The sequence below is a fragment of the Streptomyces sp. NPDC045695 genome, assembly GCF_056432025.1.
The window spans coordinates 250,579-270,924 of the sequence record NZ_JBWKJU010000004.1 but is presented as its reverse complement, the minus strand read 5'-3'; the positions used below and the strand labels follow the sequence as shown (position 1 = coordinate 270,924).

Genomic DNA, 20,346 nt, shown 5'->3' with positions numbered 1-20,346 from the left:
GGGCTGGTAACTCCTTGACCTGGTTCTTGGCTAGTTCTTGGTGATCATCGAGCGGAGGAAGAAGAGGAGGTTGGCCGGCTTCTCCGCGAGGCGGCGCATGAAGTAGCCGTACCAGTCGGTCCCGTACGCGGTGTAGACGCGCATCCGGTGGCCCTCGGCGGCGAGCCGCAGGTGCTCCTCGCTGCGGATGCCGTACAGCATCTGGAACTCGTACTCGTCCAGTTTGCGCCCGGCCTGGCGGGCGAGCTCCTGGCCGATCGCGATCAGGCGCGGGTCGTGGGACCCGATCATCGGGTAGCCCTCGCCGTCCATCAGGATCTTCATGATCCGGACGTACGCCTTGTCGATCTCGGCCTTGTCCTGGTAGGCGACCTCGGCGGGCTCCTTGTAGGCGCCCTTCACGATGCGGACGCGGCTGCCGGCGGCGGCCAGGCGGCGGGCGTCGGCCTCCGTGCGGAAGAGGTACGCCTGGATCACGCAGCCGGTCTGCGGGAAGTCGCGGCGCAGTTCCTCGTGGATCGCGAACATCGAGTCGAGGGTGGTGTGGTCCTCGGCGTCGAGCGTCACTGTGGTGCCGATGGCTGCGGCGGCCTCGACGACCGGGCGGACGTTGGCGAGGGCGAGCTCGTGGCCGCCCTCCAGCGCCTGGCCGAACATCGACAGCTTCACCGACATCTCGGCGCGCTCGCCGAGACCGAGCACGGCGAGGCGCTCGATGAGCTGGAGGTAGGCGTCGCGGGCGGCGTAGGACTGCTCGACCTCGGTGATGTCCTCGCCCACGACGTCGAGGGTGACCTCAAGGCCGCTGCGCGTCAGCTCCTCCACGATCGGGATGACCTGGTCCACCGTCTCACCGGGGATGAATCGGTTCACCACGGGCTTGGTCACCGGGGCGGCAGAGACGATACGGCGCATCTTGTCGCTGCGCGAAGCGGCGAGGATCACGGGACCCAGCACGGGGCACCTCCAGCGGGTGGCAGAAGAAAAGCTCAAGTAAAACCACCGTGAAACCTAAGGATCGCTTTGATCCTCTGCCATCGACAGCTGTCACGCATCCGTGTCCCGGATCTCATACATCTGTCTGAAGAGCCGGTGCGAGGGTGGGAGAATGTCCGGGTGAAGGGCGATTACCAGGACCTGGTGGACGAGATCTCGGCGCTGCTCGGCGCCCCCGCGACACTGGAGAACCGGGACTTCCGGCTGATCGCCTTCGGCGCGCACGACAGCGACGACGATCTCGCGATGGACCCGGTGCGGACCCGCTCGATCCTGACCCGGCAGTCGACGGCGGCCGTCCGGTCCTGGTTCGAGGGCTTCGGCATCGCCCGCGCGACCGGGCCCGTCCGGATCCCGGCGGCGCCCGACGCGGGGGTGTTCCGGGGACGGATCTGCCTGCCCGTGCGCTACCGCGGCATCGTGCAGGGCTACGTATGGCTCCTCGACCAGGAGCCCGGCACACCCGGCCCCGGACCGGCGGCGCTGGACGCGGCCATGGAGGTGGCCCAGCGGATCGGGGTCCTGCTCGCCGAGGAGGCCAAGGCGGGGGCCGATCTGTCGCGGGAGTTCCTGGCGGTGCTGACGGCCGGGCGCGGGTGGCAGCGGGACATGGCGGTGGCCGCGCTGCGGGTCGCCCTGGGCCCGGGCGGGGACGGCCCGCACGCGGTGGTGTGCGTGGCGCCGTGGCCCGGGGAGGCTCCGGCGTCGGTCCCCGGCGCGGCGGCCGTGTGCGTGGTCCCGCGCGGGGCCGGGGGCGGTGCCCACCCGGGGGGCGCTCTCCCGGGCGGCGACGGCGACTTGGCCGTGCTGCTGCGGATCCGCTCGACGGACGCGCTGGCCCCGGCCCTGGCGGCGGTGTCCCGGCTGCTCCCGCGCACGGCCGGCGCGTCCGGACCCGCGGCCGGCGCGAGCAGTGGTCCGGCCGGCGCGGCCGGTTCGGCCGGTCTCGCCGCCCACCGGATGACCGCAGGTGTGGGGGACCCGGTACGGAGCCTCGGGGAGCTGCCCGCCGCCTGGGGGCAGGCCGTCGCCGCGGCCCGGGCGGCCGTCGCGCAGCCCCGGTTCGGCCCGGTCGCCCAGTGGTCGGCGATCGGCCCGTACCGGCTGCTGGCGACCCTCGCCGCCGAACCGGTCGACGATCCGGCCGCGCGCGCCCTGCTGACGCCGGCTCACCGCGAACTCGCCCGGACCGCCGAGGTGTTCCTGGACTGCGCCGGCCAGGCGGGCCGCGCGGCGGCGGCCCTGGGCATCCACCGCCAGACCCTCTACTACCGCCTCGCCCGGGTGGAACAGCTGACCGGCCTCGATCTGGACGAGGGCGAGGACCGGCTCCTGCTCCACATGGCCCTCAAAGCCGCCCGCCTGGCCTGATCCCCCGTCGGCTGCGCCCGGCCGGAGGCCGGGATCCGGGCACCGACGTCCCGACGTCCCGATGTAGCGGACGGCCCAACGGCGGTCAGGCGCCCGGGTGGTGATCACCGCTCCGGGGGACGCGTCATCGCCTCGGCGGCCCGGCGCATGCCCTCGGTGAACTCCTCCGCGGTGGCGGCCGACTCCGGATCGAAGAGCCACTGGATCATCAGGCCGTTCAGGAGCGCCTGGTAGAAGGCGCCCAGCGTGCGGACGTCCCGCTCGTCGAGCTGGTCCTCCGGGGTGCCGGTCAGCATCGAGATCAGACCCCGGCGCCCCTCGGCCTGCGAGGCGGCGAGCATCTCGCGCAGCTCCGGCCGCTGGTCGCGGCCCAGCGCCACCTCCAGGCTGGCCGCCCAGACCGGCCCCGACTTCTCGTGCTGCGCCAGGACGCCCTCCCACAGCGCGCGGAAGCGCTCCAGTGAGCCGCCCTCTCCCGCCAGGCCCGACTGGAAGACCTCGCCCCATTCCTCGATCAGACCGATGAAGGCCTGGGTGAGCAGGGCGTCCTTGGAGCCGTAGTGGTAGCCGATCGAGGCCAGGTTGGTCCCCGAGGCGCTGACGATGTCGCGCGCGGTGGTGCGCACGAACCCCTTCTCGACCAGGCACTTCTTGGCGCCTTCGAGCAGATCTTCACGGTGTCCCATACCGACACGTTAGCAAGACAGCCGTCCCAGACAACCGTTTGGGACAGTCGTTTTATACAAGCGTCATAGACAAACGTTTAAGACGCCTGTACATTCCTTCCCATGACGAACCCCGCCGCCCCAGCGCGACTCGCCGGCCGCCGTGAATGGACCGCCTTCACCGTCCTGTTGCTGCCGCTGCTCCTGGTCTCGATGGACGTCTCCGTCCTCTACTTCGCCATCCCGGCCATCACCGACGAGCTCCAGCCGAGCGCCACCCAGCAGCTCTGGATCTTCGACAGTTACGCCTTCGCCCTCTCCGGCCTGCTGATCACCATGGGCTCCCTCGGTGACCGGATCGGCCGCCGCAAGCTGCTGCTGATCGGCGCCACCGCCTTCGGCCTCGCCTCGATCGGCGCCGGCTGCGCCACCAGCGCCGAGATGCTCATCGCGGCCCGCGTGCTGCTCGGCATCGGCGGAGCCACCCTGATGCCCTCCACGCTCGCCCTCGTCCGCAACCTCTTCCAGGACGCGGCGCAGCGCGGCCGGGCCATCGCCCTCTGGTCCGGGGCCATGACCGGCGGCATCGCCCTCGGCTCGGTCCTGAGCGGTGTGATGCTGAACCACTTCGCCTGGGGCTCCGTCTTCCTCATCAACGTGCCCGCGATGCTGCTCCTGCTGGTCCTGGTGCCCGTGCTGGTCCCGGAGTTCAAGGACCCGGCCCCGGGCCGCTTCGACCTGCTGGGCGTCCCGCTGTCCATGGCCGCCGTGCTGCCGGTCGTCTACGGCCTGAAGGAGATCGCCGCCGAGGGCTTCGAGCCCCTCTCCCTGGTCTGCCTCACCGTCGGCCTGGCCTTCGGGTACGTCTTCGTCCGCCGCCAGCGCAGCCGCGACGACGCCATGGTGAGCCGGGCACTGTTCCGGGGCCGCGGATTCGGTGCGGGCATCGGCCTGAACGCCGTCGCCGCCTTCGCGATGATGGGCTCGGCCTACTTCACCACCCAGTACCTCCAGTCGGTGCTCGGCATGGGCCCCCTGGAAGCGGCCCTGTGGAGCCTCGCCCCCTCGCTCGTCATCGGCGCCGCCGCCCCGCTCGGCGCGGCCCTGGCCCAGAAGGTGGACCGGGCCTACGTGATCGCCGGCGGGTTCGCCCTCGCCGCCGCCGGGTTCGCCCTGGTCGGCCTGGTCGGGACGGACTCGCTGTGGCTGCTGCTGACCGGCGCCGGGGTGCTGGCCTCGGGCATCGTCACCGTGATGTCCCTGGTGTCCGACATGGCGCTGGCCTCGGCCCCCGCCGAGAAGGCCGGTTCCGCCGCCTCCCTGCTGGAGACCGGCCAGGAGTTCGGCGGGGCCCTCGGGATGGCCCTGCTGGGCAGCCTGAGCACCGCCGTCTACCGCAACGACCTGGCGGACTCCGAGCCCGCGGTGCGGGAGACCCTGGGCGGGGCCGTCGCCACGGCCCACCAGCTCGGCGGGACGGCGGGCGAGCAGGTGCTGGCCGCGGCCCGGGAGGCCTTCGTCCACGGCATGCAGTACGCGGCCTGGGGCGGCACGGCGCTACTGCTCGGGGCGGCCGTCCTCGCCGCGGCTCTGATGCGGGGGATCGAAGCCCCCGCGCCGCCCGCGGCGGAGCCGGCCGGGGCCGACGGGGTCCGCGTCCGGGAGGCGACGTACAGCTGATCGGCGCGCGGTGGCCGACGGAACGCGAAAGGGCCCGGGGGTCTCCCCCGGGCCCTTCGCCTATGTCCTGCCGCTCAGCTGCTCAGCTGCTCAGCCGAGGGTGACGGTGCGCGCCGAGACGGCGCCGATCTCGGCGGCGATGTCCGCGAGGACGTTCGCCGGGACCTCGGCGTCAACGGTGAGGACGGCGAGCGCCTCGCCGTGCTCCTCGGCGCGGGCGACCTGCATGCCCGCGATGTTCAGGCCGGCCTCGCCGAGCAGCTGCCCGACCTTGCCGACCACGCCCGGGCGGTCGGTGTAGCGCAGCACGACCATGAAGTCGGCGAGCGCGAGGTCCACGTCGTACTCGCCGACGCCGACGATCTTCTGAAGGTGCTTCGGGCCGGCGAGCGTGCCGGAGACCGAGACCTCCTGACCGTCCGACAGGGTGCCGCGCACGGTGACCACGTTGCGGTGGTCCGGGGACTCCGAGCTGGTGGTCAGGCGCACCTCGACACCGCGCTCCTGCGCGAACAGCGGGGCGTTGACGTAGGAGACCGTCTCGTCGACGACGTCCTCGAAGACACCCTTGAGGGCGGAGAGTTCCAGCACCTTGACGTCGTGCTGGGTGATCTCGCCGCAGACCTCGACGTCGAGGCGGACCGCGACCTCGCCCGCGAGGGCGGTGAAGATGCGGCCGAGCTTCTCGGCGAGCGGCAGGCCCGGACGGACGTCCTCGGCGATGACGCCGCCCTGGACGTTGACCGCGTCCGGCACGAGCTCACCGGCGAGCGCGAGGCGCACCGACCTGGCGACCGAGACGCCGGCCTTCTCCTGGGCCTCGTCCGTGGACGCGCCGAGGTGCGGGGTGCAGACGACCTGGTCGAGCTCGAAGAGCGGGGAGTCCGTGCAGGGCTCCTTCGCGTACACGTCGAGGCCCGCGCCGGCGACCCGGCCCTCCTTGATGGCCGAGTACAGTGCGGCCTCGTCCACGATCCCGCCGCGCGCGGCGTTGACGATGCGGACGGACGGCTTCACCTTGTGCAGGGCCTCGTTCCCGATGAGACCGACGGTCTCGGGGGTCTTGGGCAGGTGCACGGTGATGAAGTCGGCGACCTCCAGGAGCTCGTCCAGCGTCAGCATCTTGACGCCCATCTGGGCGGCGCGCGCGGGCTGTACGTAGGGGTCGTAGGCGACGACCTTCATGCCGAAGGCCGACATGCGCTGGGCGACCAGGACACCGATGCGGCCGAGGCCGACGACGCCGAGGGTCTTCTCGCTGAGCTCGACACCCGTGTACTTGTTCCGCTTCCACTCACCGTTCTTCAGAGCGGTGTTGGCCTGCGGGATGTTGCGCGCGGTGGCGACGAGCAGACCGCAGGCCAGTTCGGCGGCGGTCACGATGTTCGAGGTCGGGGCGTTGACGACCATCACGCCGGCCTTGGTGGCGGCGGAGACGTCCACGTTGTCCAGTCCGACGCCGGCGCGCGCGACGACCCGCAGCTTCCTGGCCGCGGCGATGGCCTCGGCGTCGACCTTGGTTGCGGATCGCACGAGGATCGCGTCCGCGTCGACGATCGCGGGCAGCAGCTCGGCGCGGTCCGCGCCGTTGCAGTGCCGGATCTCGAAGTCGGGGCCGAGCGCCTCCACCGTGGCGGGCGACAGCTCTTCGGCGATGAGTACGACAGGTTTCGAGCTCACGTGGGTCCTCACAAGTCCAGTGCGGACGGCCGTCCCGACGGCCGCAGGCGGTGGAGGGGGTAGCCGCGTGGAAGACGCACGACACTGTGGGCCTGACGCGTTGTGTTGAGCAGTGTAGTGGCGCTGAGCGGCCGGATTTCCGCCTGTACGGAAGGATCACCCTTCCGGGGTTGGCCGGGGTGGACAAGCCATGCCCCGGACGGCCGTATTCCAGGTGCCCGGGACGCCCGGCCCACCGTGGCCCGCGGCGCCCCCGGCGATGCGCGGCGGGGCCGGGACACGACGCCCCGGCCCCCCCGTCACGAGATCAGCTCTCGTCGTTGTCGACCCAGCTCATCAGCTTGCGCAGCTTCTTGCCGGTGGTCTCCAGCAGGTGCTCCTCGTCAGCCTTCTTGTACTCGTTGTACTTCGGCAGACCGGCCTTGTACTCGGCCATCCAGGTGTTGGCGAACTCGCCGCTCTGGATCTCCGCGAGGACCTTCTTCATCTCGGCCTTGGTGGCGTCGGTGATGATGCGGGGACCGGTGATGTAGTCGCCCCACTCGGCGGTCTCGGAGACCGACCAGCGCATCTTCTCCAGGCCGCCCTCGTACATAAGGTCCACGATGAGCTTCAGCTCGTGCAGGCACTCGAAGTACGCGATCTCCGGCTGGTAGCCGGCCTCCGTCAGGGTCTCGAAACCGGCCTTGACCAGCGCGGACGCGCCACCGCAGAGAACGGCCTGCTCACCGAACAGGTCGGTCTCGGTCTCCTCGGTGAAGGTGGTCTTGATGACGCCGGCGCGGGTGCCGCCGATGCCGGCGGCGTACGAGAGCGCCAGCGCGAAGGCGTTGCCCGAGTGGTCCTGCTCGACGGCCGCGATGCACGGAACGCCGCGGCCCTCCTCGTACTGGCGGCGGACCAGGTGACCCGGACCCTTCGGGGCGACCAGGGCGACGTCCACGTTGGCCGGGGGCTTGATGAAGCCGTAGCGGACGTTGAAGCCGTGGCCGAAGAAGAGCGCGTCGCCGTCCTTGAGGTGGTCCTTGATGGACTCCTCGTAGATCTCGGCCTGCAGCGGGTCCGGGGTCAGGATCATGATGACGTCGGCCCACTCGGCGGCTTCCGCCACGGGGACGACCGTCAGACCCTGCTCCTCGGCCTTGGCCTTGGACTTCGAGCCCTCCTTCAGGCCGACCTTGACGTCGACGCCGGAGTCACGGAGCGACAGCGCGTGGGCGTGGCCCTGGCTGCCGTAACCGATGACCGCGACCTTGCGGCCCTGGATGATGGACAGGTCGGCGTCGTTCTCGTAGAACAGCTCGGCCACTGGGATATCTCCTTGGTGCGCTGGTGTTGCTCCCACCGTACGGCGGGGAACGGAATCTGAGTTTCTCGGTCTCGCTATGCGAGCTGAGCGTGTCCGGCCGGCTTGCGCGGCCGGTGCGTCGGCGGGGTCAGGCGCTGCGGTCGAGCGCGCGCAGGCTGCGGTCCGTGATGGACCGGCCGCCACGCCCTATGGCGATCGTGCCGGACTGCACGAGCTCCTTGATGCCGAAGGGCTCCAGCATCTTGAGCATCGCGCCGAGCTTGTCGGCGCCGCCGGTGGCCTCGATGGTGACGGCCTCCGGGGAGACGTCGACCGTCTTGGCGCGGAACAGCTGGACGATCTCGACGATCTGCGACCGGGTCTCGTTGTCGGCGCGGACCTTCACCAGGACGAGTTCACGCTCGATCGCGTTGTGGGGCTCCAGCTCGACGATCTTGAGCACGTTGACCAGCTTGTTCAGCTGCTTGGTCACCTGCTCCAGCGGGAGGTCCTCGACGTTGACGACGATGGTGATGCGGGAGATGTCGGGGTGCTCGGTGACACCGACCGCGAGCGAGTCGATGTTGAACCCGCGGCGGGAGAACAGCGCGGCGATCCGGGCGAGGATGCCGGGCGTGTTCTCGACCAGGACGGAGAGCGTGTGCTTGGACATGTGGGGCGTTCTCTCTCTCGGCTCTCTCGGCTCAGTCGTCTTCGTTGTCGCCGAAGTCGGGACGGACGCCCCGGGCTGCCATGACCTCGTCGTTGGAGGTGCCGGCGGCGACCATCGGCCACACCATGGCGTCCTCGTGGACGATGAAGTCGATCACGACGGTACGGTCGTTGATCGCGTTGGCCTCGGCGATGACCCTGTCCAGGTCGGCCGGGTCCTCACAGCGCAGCGCCACGCAGCCCATGGCCTCCGACAGCTTGACGAAGTCCGGGACGCGCGTGCCCTTGCGGGGGGCGGTGGACTCGCCGAGCTGGGAGCCGACCGTGTCGTGGCCGGTCTCGTCGGCGTGCAGAACGGTGTTGGAGTACCGCTGGTTGTAGAACAGGGTCTGCCACTGGCGGACCATGCCCAGCGCACCGTTGTTGATGATCGCGACCTTGATCGGGATGTTGTTCAGCGCACAGGTGACCAGTTCCTGATTGGTCATCTGGAAACAGCCGTCGCCGTCGATCGCCCAGACCGTGCGCTCCGGCATGCCGACCTTGGCGCCCATCGCGGCCGGGACCGCGTAGCCCATGGTTCCGGCGCCGCCGGAGTTCAGCCAGGTGCGGGGCTCCTCGTACTTGACGAAGTGCGAGGCCCACATCTGGTGCTGGCCGACGCCCGCCGCGAAGATCGTGCCCTTCGGCGCGAGCGCGCCGATGCGCTCGATGACCTGCTGGGGCGAGAGGCTGCCGTCCTCGGGCAGGTCGTAGCCCAGCGGGTAGGTCTCGCGCCAGCGGCTGAGGTCGTTCCACCAGGCGGTGTAGTCGCCCGCGTTGCCCTCGGTGTGCTCGGCCTGAACGGCCTGGATCAGGTCGGCGATGACCTCGCGGGCGTCGCCGACGATCGGGACGTCGACCGCGCGGTTCTTGCCGATCTCGGCCGGGTCGATGTCCGCGTGGATGATCTTGGCGAAGGGGGCGAAGCTGTCCAGCTTGCCGGTGACCCGGTCGTCGAAGCGGGTACCGAGGGCGATCAGCAGGTCCGACTTCTGCAGCGCGGTGACGCCGGTGACACTGCCGTGCATGCCGGGCATGCCGACGTGCAGCGGGTGGCTGTCGGGGAAGGAGCCGAGGGCCATCAGGGTGGTGGCGACCGGGACGCCGGTCAGCTCGGCCAGGACCTTCAGCTCGGCGGTCGCGCCGGACTTCATGACGCCGCCGCCGACGTACAGCACCGGGCGCTTGGCCTGGCAGATGAGCTTGGCGGCCTCGCGGATCTGCTTGGCGTGCGGCTTGGTGACCGGCCGGTAACCGGGGAGGTCCTGGGTGGGCGGCCACGAGAAGGTGGTCTTCGCCTGGAGGGCGTCCTTGGCGATGTCGACCAGGACGGGGCCCGGACGGCCGGTGGAGGCGATGTGGAAGGCCTCGGCGATCGTCCGCGGGATGTCCTCGGCCTTGGTGACCAGGAAGTTGTGCTTGGTGATCGGCATCGTGATGCCGACGATGTCCGCCTCCTGGAAGGCGTCGGTACCGATCGCCTTGGAGGAGACCTGGCCGGTGATCGCGACGAGCGGGACGGAGTCCATGTGCGCGTCGGCGATGGGCGTGACCAGGTTGGTGGCGCCCGGGCCGGAGGTGGCCATGCAGACGCCGACCTTGCCGGTGGCCTGCGCGTAGCCGGTGGCGGCGTGCCCGGCGCCCTGTTCGTGGCGGACCAGGATGTGACGGACCTTCTTGGAGTCCATCATCGGGTCGTACGCGGGGAGGATGGCACCTCCCGGAATCCCGAAGACGGTGTCGCACCCCACCTCTTCGAGAGAGCGGATGAGGGACTGCGCACCCGTGACGTGCTCAACTGCGGCGGACTGATGTCCGCCGGAACGGGGCCGCGGCTGCGGATGGTGGGCCCCGGTGGCCTGCTCGGTCATCGGCATTCTCTTCTCGAAGCTGAGGGTTTTACGCGGATTCGACTCTGTGCCAGTGCAACAAAAAACCCCTCGTGCCGGGAGGCAAGCGAGGGGAGCGCGTCGGGTGTGCGGAGCGGGGACATGCTGGCCCCAGCTTCAGCCGACGCGCTTTCCAAGTACGAGAATTCGGGTGCGCATGGCACTGACCCTCCCTCTGGCGGGAGGGTGATGTCAAGTAGGTGGGACGGGCGTCTCATTATGTGAGCCTCTGCGGATGGCCATCGAGCCCCCGGGGGAACCGCCTGCCAGAGCGGGCTGGGCCGCTCCACCCGGTACTGGGAACGTACCGCGCACCAGCGCGCGCCGCAGCCTGTACTCGTCGAGCGGTCCGGAAAACGCCACTCCCTGGCCGTGGGTGCAGCCCATCGCACGCAGGGCCGTCACCTGTTCGGGGAGGTCCACACCGTCGGCCACCGACTGCATGCCCAGGTCGTTTGCGATCCGCAAGAGACCTGCGGTGATCTTGTGCAGGCGGGCGGACTCGACCACCCCCTCCACCAGGCCCCGGTCGAGTTTGAGCATGTCCACCGGGAGGCGGCGCAGGGCGCTGATGGCCGCGTAACCGCTGCCGAAACCGTCCAGGGCGATGCCCACCCCGAGCCGGTGCAGGCCCGTCAGGCGGCGCTCCAGGTCGTCGAAGGGCACTCTGGGATCGGATACGGCGAGCTCCAGCACGAGGGCCCCGGAGGGCAGCCCGTGCCGGGTCAGCAGGGCCTCCACGGAGCCGAGCGGCATGGCGCCGTCCAGGAGCCGCTGGGCGGTCATCCGTACGGCCACGGGCACGTCGTGCCCCGCCCGGTGCCGGTCGGCGGCCTGCTCCACGGCCTCCTCCAGCAGCCAGCGCCCCAGCTCGGCGACGCGGGCGGGGGAACCGCCGGGGAAGCCGGGCAGCGCCTCGGGGCCCGCGGGGCCGGAGCCGCCCTCGCTGTACTCGGCGACCCGGAGGAACTCGGCCGGGGTGAAGAGGATCCCCTGGGCCGAACGCCAGCGGGCCTGCGCCACGACGGCCGAGATCTCGCCGGTGGCGAGCGAGACGACGGGCTGGTGCAGCAGGGCGAACTCGCCCTCGTGCAGTGCGGTCCGCAGCCGGCCCGCCAGCTCGGCCTTCCGTACGAGCTCCGCCTGCATCTGGGGGGCGTACAGCTCCACGCGGTCCTTGCCGCCCGCCTTGGCCCGGTACATCGCCAGGTCCGCGTTGCGCATCAGGTCCGAAGGGGTGATGCCCTGGTCGGCGAAGGCGACACCGATGCTGGCCGCCACCCGCACCTCGCTGGCGCCGATCCGGTACGGCTGGGAGAGGGTGGTGCGCAGCCGGTCCGCGATCTCGCGCACCTGGTACTCGCGGGCGCTGCGGTCGCGGTTCCCGTCGCCCAGGATCAGCGCGGCGAACTCGTCGCCGCCGAGGCGGGCGGCGGTGTCCCCGGCGCGGACCGAGTCCTGGAGCCGGCGCGCGGCCTCGATGAGCAGCTCGTCGCCGGCCTGGTGGCCGATGGTGTCGTTGACCGCCTTGAAGCCGTCGAGGTCGATGAAGAGCACGGCCGTGCTGTGGTCGCCGGCGCGCCGGCCGGTCAGGGCCTGGCAGACGCGGCGGGTGAACAGGGCCCGGTTCGGCAGGTCGGTCAGCGGGTCGTGTTCGGCGCTGTACTGGAGCTGGGCCTGGAGCCTGACGCGTTCCGTGACGTCGCGGCTGTTGAGGATGAGCCCGCCCTGGTGGCGGTTGACGGTGGATTCCACATTGAGCCAGTCGCCGCCGCCCGACTTGAAGCGGCACTCGATGCGGGTGGTGGGCTCCTCGGTCGGCGGCGCGGCCAGGAAGCGGCGCACCTCGTGGACCACCCGGCCCAGGTCGTCCGGGTGGATCAGGGTGGCGAGCTCGGTGCCGACCAGCTCCTCCGCCTCGCGTCCGTAGACCCCGGCGGCGGCGGGGCTGACGTAGCGCAGGGTCCCGGTGGGCGCGGCGATCATGATGACGTCGCTGGAGCCCTGGACCAGGGAGCGGAAGTGGTTCTCCTTCTGGGCCAGCTCCTGGGTCAGCGCGATGTTGTCCAGGAGCATGATGCCCTGCCGGATGACCAGGGCGAGCACGACCGTGCAGCCGGTGAAGACGACCGTCCGGTCGACCTTCCTGGCGTCCACGACGTTGCAGAGGATGCCGAGCGTGCACACCGCGGCCGCGAGGTACGGGGTGAGGGCGGGCAGCGAGCCGGTGATCGGGCGGCTGTGCACCCGCTCCGGCCGCGGGCGCCCGGCGGGCTCCGGGCCCGGATGCGCGCGCTTGGCGCCCCAGGGCGCGTACGCGAGCAGGAGCGAGCCCGCGAACCAGCCCGCGTCCAGCAGCTGTCCGGACTTGTACTCGGCGCTCAGCAGGGGCGAGGTGAACAGGGCGTCGCTGAGCACGGTCAGGGCCAGCGCGGCGATGGCGGTGTTGACGGCGGAGCGGTTGTCCTCGCTCCGCCGGAAGTGCAGGACCAGGACCATCGAGACGAGCGCGATGTCCAGGAGCGGATAGGCGAGGGAGAGCGCGGCGCGCGGCACGCCGTCGGGGTCGCCGGTCTGGGCGCTCCGCGCCGCCTGGGCCAGGGCCACGCTCCAGGACAGGGTGAACAGGGAGCCTGCGATGAGCCAGCAGTCGAGCCCCAGGCACACCCAGCCGGCGCGGGTGACCGGGCGTTTGGCGAGGACCAGCAGCCCGACGATGGCGGGCGGGGCGAAGCAGAGGAAGGCGAAGTCGGCGAGCGAGAGCTTCGGCACGCTCTCGCCGAGGATGACCTCGTACCAGCCCCAGACGGCGTTTCCGGTGGCGCCCATGAGGGAGGAGAAGGCGAAGAGCAGCCAGGCGGGGCGTTCACGGCTGTCGATCGCCCGCGCGTAGGAGTAGCAGGAGACCGCGGCGAGTATGCCGGCCGCGCTGAGTCCGAAATCACCCATGATCGCAGCGACTTCCTTCGACCCCCAGTTGAGCGCGGCGCCGACGGCGTATCCGCCACAGACCAGTGCGAGCAGGAGCTGCATCGCCGGGCCCCCGCCGTCGCCGGAGACGGACGGCCGGTTCAAGAGCGCCGTCCCCGGGGCATTCACCGGTCCCCCTCGCCGGCTGGTTCCGGCGCAGTCCAGTCCCGGCAGCGTCGCCTCCGGCGGCTTTGCCGCAGCGGATCCTTCGTCCATTGGCCGTGCATCGCCCGTCGCCCCCCAAAGTGTCCGATCACTCCCCAGCGCCAGACGTTCGTGGCGCAGCCCCTTCTTCCGGACGATACACCACTTTCGTCACTCAGGGACATAGTTGCTCTACGCTCCGTTACTGATAGGGGAGTTGTGTCCACCGAATGCATCCATGCGACTGCGGAGCGTGCGCCAGGCATGCCTTATTCGGTGATCAACACCGTGTGCTCCACGGGCTCCCCGGCGGCGAACCGGGTGAGCTGGCGCGCCAGCAGGCGCTTGGCCCGCGGCTCGAACGCCGAACTGCTGCCCCCCACATGAGGCGTGATCAGGACATTCGGAGCATGCCAGAGCGGGTGGCCGGCGGGCAGCGGTTCCGGGTCGGTGACGTCGAGCGCCGCGCGCAGGCGGCCCGACTCCACTTCGCCCAGCAGGGATTCGGTGTCGACGACGGGTCCGCGCGCCACGTTGACCAGCAGGGCGCCGTCCTTCATCCGGCTCAGGAAGCCGGCGTCCACCAGGCCCCGGGTGGTCTCGGTCAGCGGGGTCACGAGGATCACCACGTCGGCGTGCGGCAGGAGTCGGGGAAGGTCGCAGAGGGCGTGGACGGGTCCGCGCGCGCTGGTGCGCGCCGTACGGGCCACGCGTGTGATCCGCTCGCACTCGAAGGGCACCAGCCGGTCCTCGATGGCGGAGCCGATGGATCCGTAGCCGATGATCAGAACGGATTTGTCGGCGAGTGCGTCGTAGAAGCCGGAGCGCCACTCCTCGCGGTCCTGGCCCCGCACCATGCCGGGGATGCCGCGCAGGGAGGCGAGGGTCAGGGCGAGGGCCAGCTCGGCGGTGCTGGCCGTGTGCACGCCGACGGCGTTGCACAGCCGTACGCCGGGACGCAGGTCGCCGAGGCCGCCGAGGACGTGGTCGATGCCGGCGGTCAGGGTCTGGACGACCCGGACGGCGGGCATGGCGGCCAGCGGACGCACGGTGACCTCGGGGGACTTCATGTAGGGGGTCACGTAGAAGACGCAGTCCGCGGGATCCGCCGGGAAGGCGTCCTCGCCGTCCCAGAGGCGGTAGCGGAAGGAGTCGGGGAGGCCGTCGATCTCCTCGGCCGGGAACGGAAGCCAGACGTCCGGGGTCATTGCAGTCATGATCACGAGGCTATGCCAAGGCTTCTTGATCAAGCCGTTAGTTTGTTGGCCGGAGCGGGAGGAGGACGCAGGCGTGGAGCGCAGGTCGATCGGGGCGGGGGCGCTGAGCGTGGGCGCCATCGGCCTCGGATGTATGCCGATGAGCTGGGCGTACGCGCCTTCGCGGCGCAGCGGGCAGGAGTCGCTGGCCGCCGTGCACACGGCGCTGGACCTGGGGTCGAACCTGCTGGACACGGCCGATGTGTACGGCCCCTACACCAATGAGCTGCTGCTGGGCCGGGTGCTGCGGGAGCGGCGCTCGGAGGCGTTCGTCTCGGCGAAGGGGGGCCTGCGGGCGGGCGAGCAGCACGTGGTGGCCGACGGGCGGCCCGGCTACATGCGGCGGGCCTGCGACGCCTCGCTGCGGCGGCTGCGGACCGACGTCATAGACCTCTACCAGCTGCACCGGGTGGATCCGGAGGTTCCGGTCGAGGAGACCTGGGGTGCCATGGCGGAGCTGGTGGCCGCGGGGAAGGTACGGGCGCTGGGCTTCTGCGCGCTGGGCGCCGGGGCCGGTCCGGGGGCGGGGCGGCGCGGGGACCGGGCGTACGGGACGACCCTGCGGCACCTGGAGCGGGCGCAGCAGGTGTTCCCGGTGAGCGCGGTGCAGGCGGAGCTGTCGGTGTGGTCGCCGCAGGCGGCGTGGCAGTTGCTGCCGTGGTGTGCGGCGCGCGGGGTGGGGTTCCTGGCGGCGATGCCGCTGGGCAGCGGGTTCCTCACGGGGACGCTCACCCCGGGCGAGGGGTTCGAGTCGCAGGACGTACGGGCCCGCCATCCGCGTTTCACGGCGGAGGCGATGGCCTCGAACCAGGTGCTGGTGGCGCAGCTGCGGCGGGTGGCGCGGCGGCACGGGCCCGAGGTCACGGCCGCGCAGGTGGCGCTGGCCTGGGTGCTGGCGCAGGGCCCGCAGGTGGTGCCGGTGCCCGGGGCCGACCGGGCGCACTGGGCCGCGGAGAACGCGGGGGCGGCGCAGGTGCAGCTCACGGCCGGGGACCTGGCGGAGATCGCGTCCCTGCCGGGCGCGGTGGGAGCCTGGGACTGACCGCAACCACTCGATCGAGTGTACGAGCGGTGGAACTTCGCGGACTGCTGGGTCTGTTGAAACAGATGACGGGCACGATCGGAGGACCGGAAGGGAGCAGGGCGATGCGATACGGAAGTTCTCCCGCGCGGGTGGGGTACGAGGCCCAAGGCACGCGGGGCCGGAGCGTGCTGGCGGCGGTGGCACTGGCCGGGTGCGGTGCGCTGCTGGCGGCGGGGTGCTCGCCTTCGGGAGCCCCCGGCGCCGGGGGGAGCTCGCCACCGGGCACGGGCGCGGCCGGCTCCGGGTCGGCGGGCGCGTCGGCGAGAGCGTCCGCCTCGCCGGAGGCCACCGGCCCGCCGGCCAAGGGGGCGGTGACGGTCACCGGCGAGGTCGCCAAGGGCCTGGAATCGCCGTGGGGCGTGGCCCCGCTGCCCGGCGGCGACCTGCTGGTCGCCTCGCGGGACAAGGGGACGATCAGCCGGATCGCGGCGGGCTCGGGCGCGGTGACGCAGATCGGCAAGGTGCCGGGGGTGGCTCCGGGGGGAGAGGGCGGGCTCCTGGGCCTCGCACTGTCGCCCTCCTTCGCCTCCGACCGGCTGGTGTACGTGTACTTCACGACCGAGTCCGACAACCGCATCGCCCGGCTGCGCTATGACGAGAACAGACCGGCCCGTCAGCAACTGGGCGCGCCCGACACCGTGTTCCGGGGCATTCCCAAGGGCCTGGTGCACAACGGCGGGCGGATCGCCTTCGGTCCGGACAAGATGCTCTATGCGGGGACGGGTGAGACCGGCGACCGGGGACTGGCGCAGGACAGGAAGTCGCTGGGCGGCAAGATCCTGCGGATGACCCCGGACGGGGATCCGGCGCCCGGCAATCCGGAGGCCGATTCCGTCGTCTACTCCTACGGGCATCGCAATGTGCAGGGCCTCACCTGGGACCAGGACAAACGGCTGTGGGCGGCCGAGTTCGGCCAGAACACGTGGGACGAGCTGAATCTGATCGAGCCCGGCGCGAACTACGGCTGGCCCGAGGCCGAGGGGAAGGCGGGAAGACCGGGCATGCGCGATCCGGTGGCCGTGTGGAAGACCGACGAGGCCTCGCCGAGCGGGATCGCCTGGGCCCAGGGGTCCGTGTGGATGGCCGGGCTGAAGGGCGAGCGGCTGTGGCGGATCCCGCTGGCCGGGGCGCGGCCCGTGGCGGAGCCCGAAGCCTTCCTGGAGGGGAAGTACGGCCGCCTGCGCACGGTGGTGCCGCTCGGCGGGGACTCCTTGCTGCTGGTCACGAGCGAGACGGATGGGCGCGGGTCGCCGGAAGCGGGCGACGACAGGATCCTGACACTGACGGTGCGATAGCCGACGGAGCCCCGCAGGGGGAGGGAAGGCGTGGTGGACGCGGTGTTCAACATGATCGAGGAGCTGTTCAATCCGGGGCGCAGGCACACGGACGAGGAGAGGAAGCGGCTGGAGCTGTCCCGGACCGACGTCGACGACGACGATCCGGGACGCGGCCCGATAGACCTCGCCTCGGGCAGGGTGCTCATACGCCTGGCCGAGCAGCCTCCGGTCGCGCACTGACCGGGGCGGGGTGACTCACCGGGCCGGACGGGCTGACCGGGCCGGGCGGGGCGAAGAGCCGTAGCCGGTGCGCGAGGGCGGCCGCTTCGCCGCGGCCGGTGACGCCCAGCTTCGCCAGGATGTTGGAGACGTGCACGCTCGCCGTCTTCGGGGAGATGAAGAGCTCTTCGGCGATCTTGCGGTTGGTGCTACCCGCCGCGACCAGGCGCAGCACGTCCCGCTCGCGGCTGGTCAGGCCGAGGGCCTCGACCGGGTCGGTCCGCGGTCCGGACGGGGCCGGGGAGGGCTCGGCGGCGGTGAGCGGTAGCCGGGCGCGCTGCGCGAGCAGGGCCAGGTCCTCGCGCAGCCGGCGGGCGCCGATCCGGTCGGCCGTGGCGTAGGCCTCGCAGAGCAGGACGGCCGCGGGCTCCCGCTCGCAGCCGGCGGCCAGCAGCGCCTCGGCGAGCCGGTGGCGGGCCCGGGCCAGGAGGTACGGGCGCTCCAGCGGGCGGACGGCCTCCTCGACGGATGCCCAGTCGGCGACGGTGTCCCGGGCCTCGGCCCTGAGCAGCTCGGCCCGGAGGTATGCGGCGTGGGCGCACCACACCGGGACCGGGGTGCTGAGGGCGTCGGCGGCGGTGCGCAGCAGGTCCAGAGCTGCGTCCCGGCCGGCGTCGGCAGCCGGGAGGCCCCGTGCGTCCGCCTCGGCGGAGGCGGAGGCGAGGAGCAGCGGCCAGGCGTAGCGGTGGTGCCCCAGCGGGAACCCGTAGGCGACGGCGGCGGCGGTCTCGGCGCGGACGTCGGCGATCCGGCCCTCCCCCGCGGCGAGCCCGACCGCGAGGCGGAACAGCGGTATCCGGTGCTGGGGCTGGGCCTCGTGGGCGCCGAAGTGGGCGTGGGCGGCGGCGAGCTGGTGGGCCGCTTCGGTCAACTCGCCCCGGGCCAGCGCCAGGTAGGCCAGGCGTGCGGCGGCCGAGCCGCGGGGGGCGGCGCTCTGGCCGACGAGCAGGGTGCGCCGGGCGGCCTCGGCCGCCTCGTCCCAGCGGCCGAGGCTGCACAGGCTCTCGGCCATGTTCCCGCAGAGCCACGCCTCGGTGTCCAGCAGCCGGGAGTTCCTGCCCAGTTCAGCCCCTTGTTCGGCCAGTTCCACGGCTTCCCGGGAGCGGCCCAGGCTTTCCAACTGAGAGGTGAGATTGATATGCGCACGTCCCGCCAGCATGGCGAGCCCGAGTTCCGTGGCCCGTTCCCGGACCGCGTGCATCTCGGCGAGACCACCGTCCACGTCGCCGAAGTCGGTGCGCAGGCAGCCCACGGCGACCCGGGCGTTGAGCTCGGTCTCCTCGGCGCCGACCATGCGCGCGTACTCGACGGCGCGTTCGGCGGCGGCGAGGTTGCCGGGGCCCGGCTTGTGGAGCAGGCCCCAGTTCGCCGCCTTCGCCAGGACCTCGGCGTGCACCTGGGACGGGGGCAGCCCCCGGACCAGGTCCTGCGCCTTGGCTATCTCCTCCCAGCCGTCGCCGCGGCCGAGGCCGGCGACGAGCCGGGAGCGCTCGGTCCAGAACCAGGCGGCCCGCAACGGGTCTCCGTCCTCCTCCAGCAGGCGCAGCGCCGTCTTCGTGATCTTCAGGGCGCGTTCCGGTTCGCCGCCGTAGCGTGCCGCGACGGTCGCCTCGGCCAGCAGGTCGAGCCGCTGAAGCGGGGCCGGCGCGGGGGCGCGGCCGCCGTCGTCCGCCGTGCCGCAGGTCAGGGGCGGGTACACCTCGGTGTAGTCCGCCGGGCGGAGCGCCTCGCGGACCTCCTCCGGGGCGCTGTCCCACAGGTCCATGGCCCGCTCCAGCAGGCGCAGCTGCTCGGAGTAGGCGTGACGGCGGCGGGCCGCCACCGAGGCGGCCAGTACGACGGGCAGCGCCCTGGCCGGGTCGTTCGCCTGGTACCAGTAGCTGGCCAGCCGGATGATGCGCTCCCCCGCGCGGATCAGCGAGCCGTCGGCCTCCACGGCCTCGGCGTAGTGGCGGTTGACGCGGGCCCGCTCGCCGGGCAGCAGGTCGTCGCTGACGGCCTCGCGGACGAGCGAGTGCCGGAAGCGGTAGCCGTCGCCGTCGGGTGTGGCGATCAGGATGTTGGCTCCGACCGCGGCCCTCAGTGCCTGGATCAGCTCGTCCTCGGTGAGCCCGGCGACGGCGCGCAGCAGTGGGTACTCCACGGTGGAGCCCCCCTCGGCGACGATGCGAACCAGGCGCTGGGTCTCCTCGGGGAGGACCTCGACGCGGACGAGGAGCAGGTCGCGCAGGGATTCGGTGAGTCCGGTGCGGCAGCCGCTCTCCCGGGAGGCGACGAGTTCCTCGACGAAGAAGGCGTTGCCGTCGGACCGGTCGAAGACGGAGTCGACGAAGTCCTCGGCGGGCTGCGCGGCGAGGATGCCGGCGAGCTGGCGGCGCACCTCCGCCCGGTTGAAGCGGGACAGCTCGATGCGCTGGACGGTGCGGAGCCGTTCGAGCTCGGCGAGGAGCGGGCGCAGCGGGTGCCGGCGGTGGACGTCGTCGGCCCGGTAGGTGGCGACGACGACGAGCCGGCCGCTGGCCAGGGTGCGGTAGAGATAGGAGAGCAGGTGCCGGGTGGAGGTGTCCGCCCAGTGGAGGTCTTCCAGGACGAGGACGACGGTGCGGTCGCGGGCGAGCCGCTCCAGCATCCGGGCCGTCAGTTCGAAGAGCCGGGCGGTGCTCTCCTCGTCGTGCGGGCCGCGCGGGGTGTCGCCGAGCTCGGGGAGGATCCGGGCGAGTTCGTCCTCCTGGCCGGCGGCAGCGGCCGCCAACTCCTCGGGGAGCAGCCTGTGCAGGGTGCGCAGAGCCGTCGAAAAGGGGGCGAAGGGAAGTCCCTCCGCCCCGATCTCCACACAGCCCCCGACGGCGACGACGGCGCCGCGGCGGTCCGCCTCGCCGAGGAACTCCTCGGTAAGGCGGGTCTTGCCGACCCCGGCTTCTCCCCCGATGAGCATCGCCTGCGGTTCACTGCGGGCGGCGCGGGTCAGCGCGTCGGTGAGTACGGCCAGTTCGTCGGCGCGGCCCACGAACACCGGGCTGACAGATCTCGTCTCCACGTCGGCGAGCATCGCA

At 71.8% G+C, this 20,346-nt stretch carries 14 protein-coding genes; 5 read left to right on the top strand and 9 right to left on the bottom strand.

Annotated features, from left to right (window positions below):
- Positions 1 to 30: 30 nt before the first annotated feature.
- On the bottom strand, positions 31 to 957 hold the full coding sequence (locus AC07DU_RS10120; protein ID WP_479110625.1) for a proline dehydrogenase family protein: 927 nt from the start codon (positions 955 to 957) through the stop codon (positions 31 to 33).
- 159 nt (positions 958 to 1,116) lie between these two features.
- On the opposite strand from AC07DU_RS10120, the gene AC07DU_RS10115 reads away from it, so the two are divergent.
- Positions 1,117 to 2,367 carry a PucR family transcriptional regulator gene (locus AC07DU_RS10115; protein WP_479110623.1) on the top strand — a complete coding sequence of 417 codons (1,251 nt, stop codon included), beginning with the start codon at positions 1,117 to 1,119 and terminating at the stop codon, positions 2,365 to 2,367.
- A 104-nt stretch (positions 2,368 to 2,471) separates the two neighbouring features.
- Here the strand turns inward: AC07DU_RS10115 and AC07DU_RS10110 are convergent, their stop codons facing one another.
- Complete coding sequence (locus tag AC07DU_RS10110; protein WP_360894703.1) at positions 2,472 to 3,053, bottom strand: TetR/AcrR family transcriptional regulator; 582 nt, start codon at positions 3,051 to 3,053, stop codon at positions 2,472 to 2,474.
- A 102-nt stretch (positions 3,054 to 3,155) separates the two neighbouring features.
- Between AC07DU_RS10110 and AC07DU_RS10105 the strand changes: the two genes are divergently transcribed.
- Complete coding sequence (locus AC07DU_RS10105; protein ID WP_479110621.1) at positions 3,156 to 4,712, top strand: MFS transporter; 1,557 nt, start codon at positions 3,156 to 3,158, stop codon at positions 4,710 to 4,712.
- Between the two features lie 90 nt (positions 4,713 to 4,802).
- Here AC07DU_RS10105 and serA read toward each other — a convergent pair whose 3' ends face one another.
- The 6 genes from serA to AC07DU_RS10075 all read right to left on the bottom strand — a co-directional run bounded on the left by serA (position 4,803) and on the right by AC07DU_RS10075 (position 14,614).
- Entirely contained in the window at positions 4,803 to 6,392 is a 1,590-nt protein-coding gene (gene serA, locus AC07DU_RS10100) for a phosphoglycerate dehydrogenase (RefSeq protein ID WP_479030829.1), read from the bottom strand.
- Positions 6,393 to 6,699: 307 nt separating this feature from the next.
- Entirely contained in the window at positions 6,700 to 7,701 is a 1,002-nt protein-coding gene (ilvC, locus tag AC07DU_RS10095; RefSeq protein ID WP_360894711.1) for a ketol-acid reductoisomerase, read from the bottom strand.
- A gap of 127 nt (positions 7,702 to 7,828) precedes the next feature.
- A complete protein-coding gene (ilvN, locus tag AC07DU_RS10090) occupies positions 7,829 to 8,353 on the bottom strand; it encodes an acetolactate synthase small subunit (RefSeq protein WP_030857425.1) in 525 nt (174 codons plus the stop codon).
- Positions 8,354 to 8,384: 31 nt separating this feature from the next.
- On the bottom strand, positions 8,385 to 10,271 hold the full coding sequence (locus AC07DU_RS10085) for an acetolactate synthase large subunit (protein ID WP_360894715.1): 1,887 nt from the start codon (positions 10,269 to 10,271) through the stop codon (positions 8,385 to 8,387).
- A gap of 204 nt (positions 10,272 to 10,475) precedes the next feature.
- A complete protein-coding gene (locus AC07DU_RS10080; protein ID WP_479110619.1) occupies positions 10,476 to 13,382 on the bottom strand; it encodes a putative bifunctional diguanylate cyclase/phosphodiesterase in 2,907 nt (968 codons plus the stop codon).
- A 284-nt stretch (positions 13,383 to 13,666) separates the two neighbouring features.
- Positions 13,667 to 14,614, bottom strand: a complete 948-nt coding sequence (locus tag AC07DU_RS10075) for a 2-hydroxyacid dehydrogenase (protein ID WP_479110617.1) — start codon at positions 14,612 to 14,614, stop codon at positions 13,667 to 13,669.
- A gap of 73 nt (positions 14,615 to 14,687) precedes the next feature.
- Between AC07DU_RS10075 and AC07DU_RS10070 the strand changes: the two genes are divergently transcribed.
- From AC07DU_RS10070 to AC07DU_RS10060, 3 genes are all read left to right on the top strand, one after another.
- Positions 14,688 to 15,695: an aldo/keto reductase gene (locus AC07DU_RS10070; protein WP_479110615.1), complete on the top strand. Its 1,008-nt coding sequence runs from the start codon at positions 14,688 to 14,690 to the stop codon at positions 15,693 to 15,695.
- 104 nt (positions 15,696 to 15,799) lie between these two features.
- A complete protein-coding gene (locus AC07DU_RS10065; protein WP_479110613.1) occupies positions 15,800 to 17,032 on the top strand; it encodes a PQQ-dependent sugar dehydrogenase in 1,233 nt (410 codons plus the stop codon).
- Positions 17,033 to 17,062: 30 nt separating this feature from the next.
- Positions 17,063 to 17,254 carry a DUF6191 domain-containing protein gene (locus AC07DU_RS10060; protein ID WP_479030844.1) on the top strand — a complete coding sequence of 64 codons (192 nt, stop codon included), beginning with the start codon at positions 17,063 to 17,065 and terminating at the stop codon, positions 17,252 to 17,254.
- Here the strand turns inward: AC07DU_RS10060 and AC07DU_RS10055 are convergent.
- Complete coding sequence (locus AC07DU_RS10055) at positions 17,217 to 20,342, bottom strand: helix-turn-helix transcriptional regulator (RefSeq protein WP_479110611.1); 3,126 nt, start codon at positions 20,340 to 20,342, stop codon at positions 17,217 to 17,219. The two genes, AC07DU_RS10060 and AC07DU_RS10055, sit on opposite strands and share 38 nt — an antisense overlap.
- Positions 20,343 to 20,346: the final 4 nt, after the last annotated feature.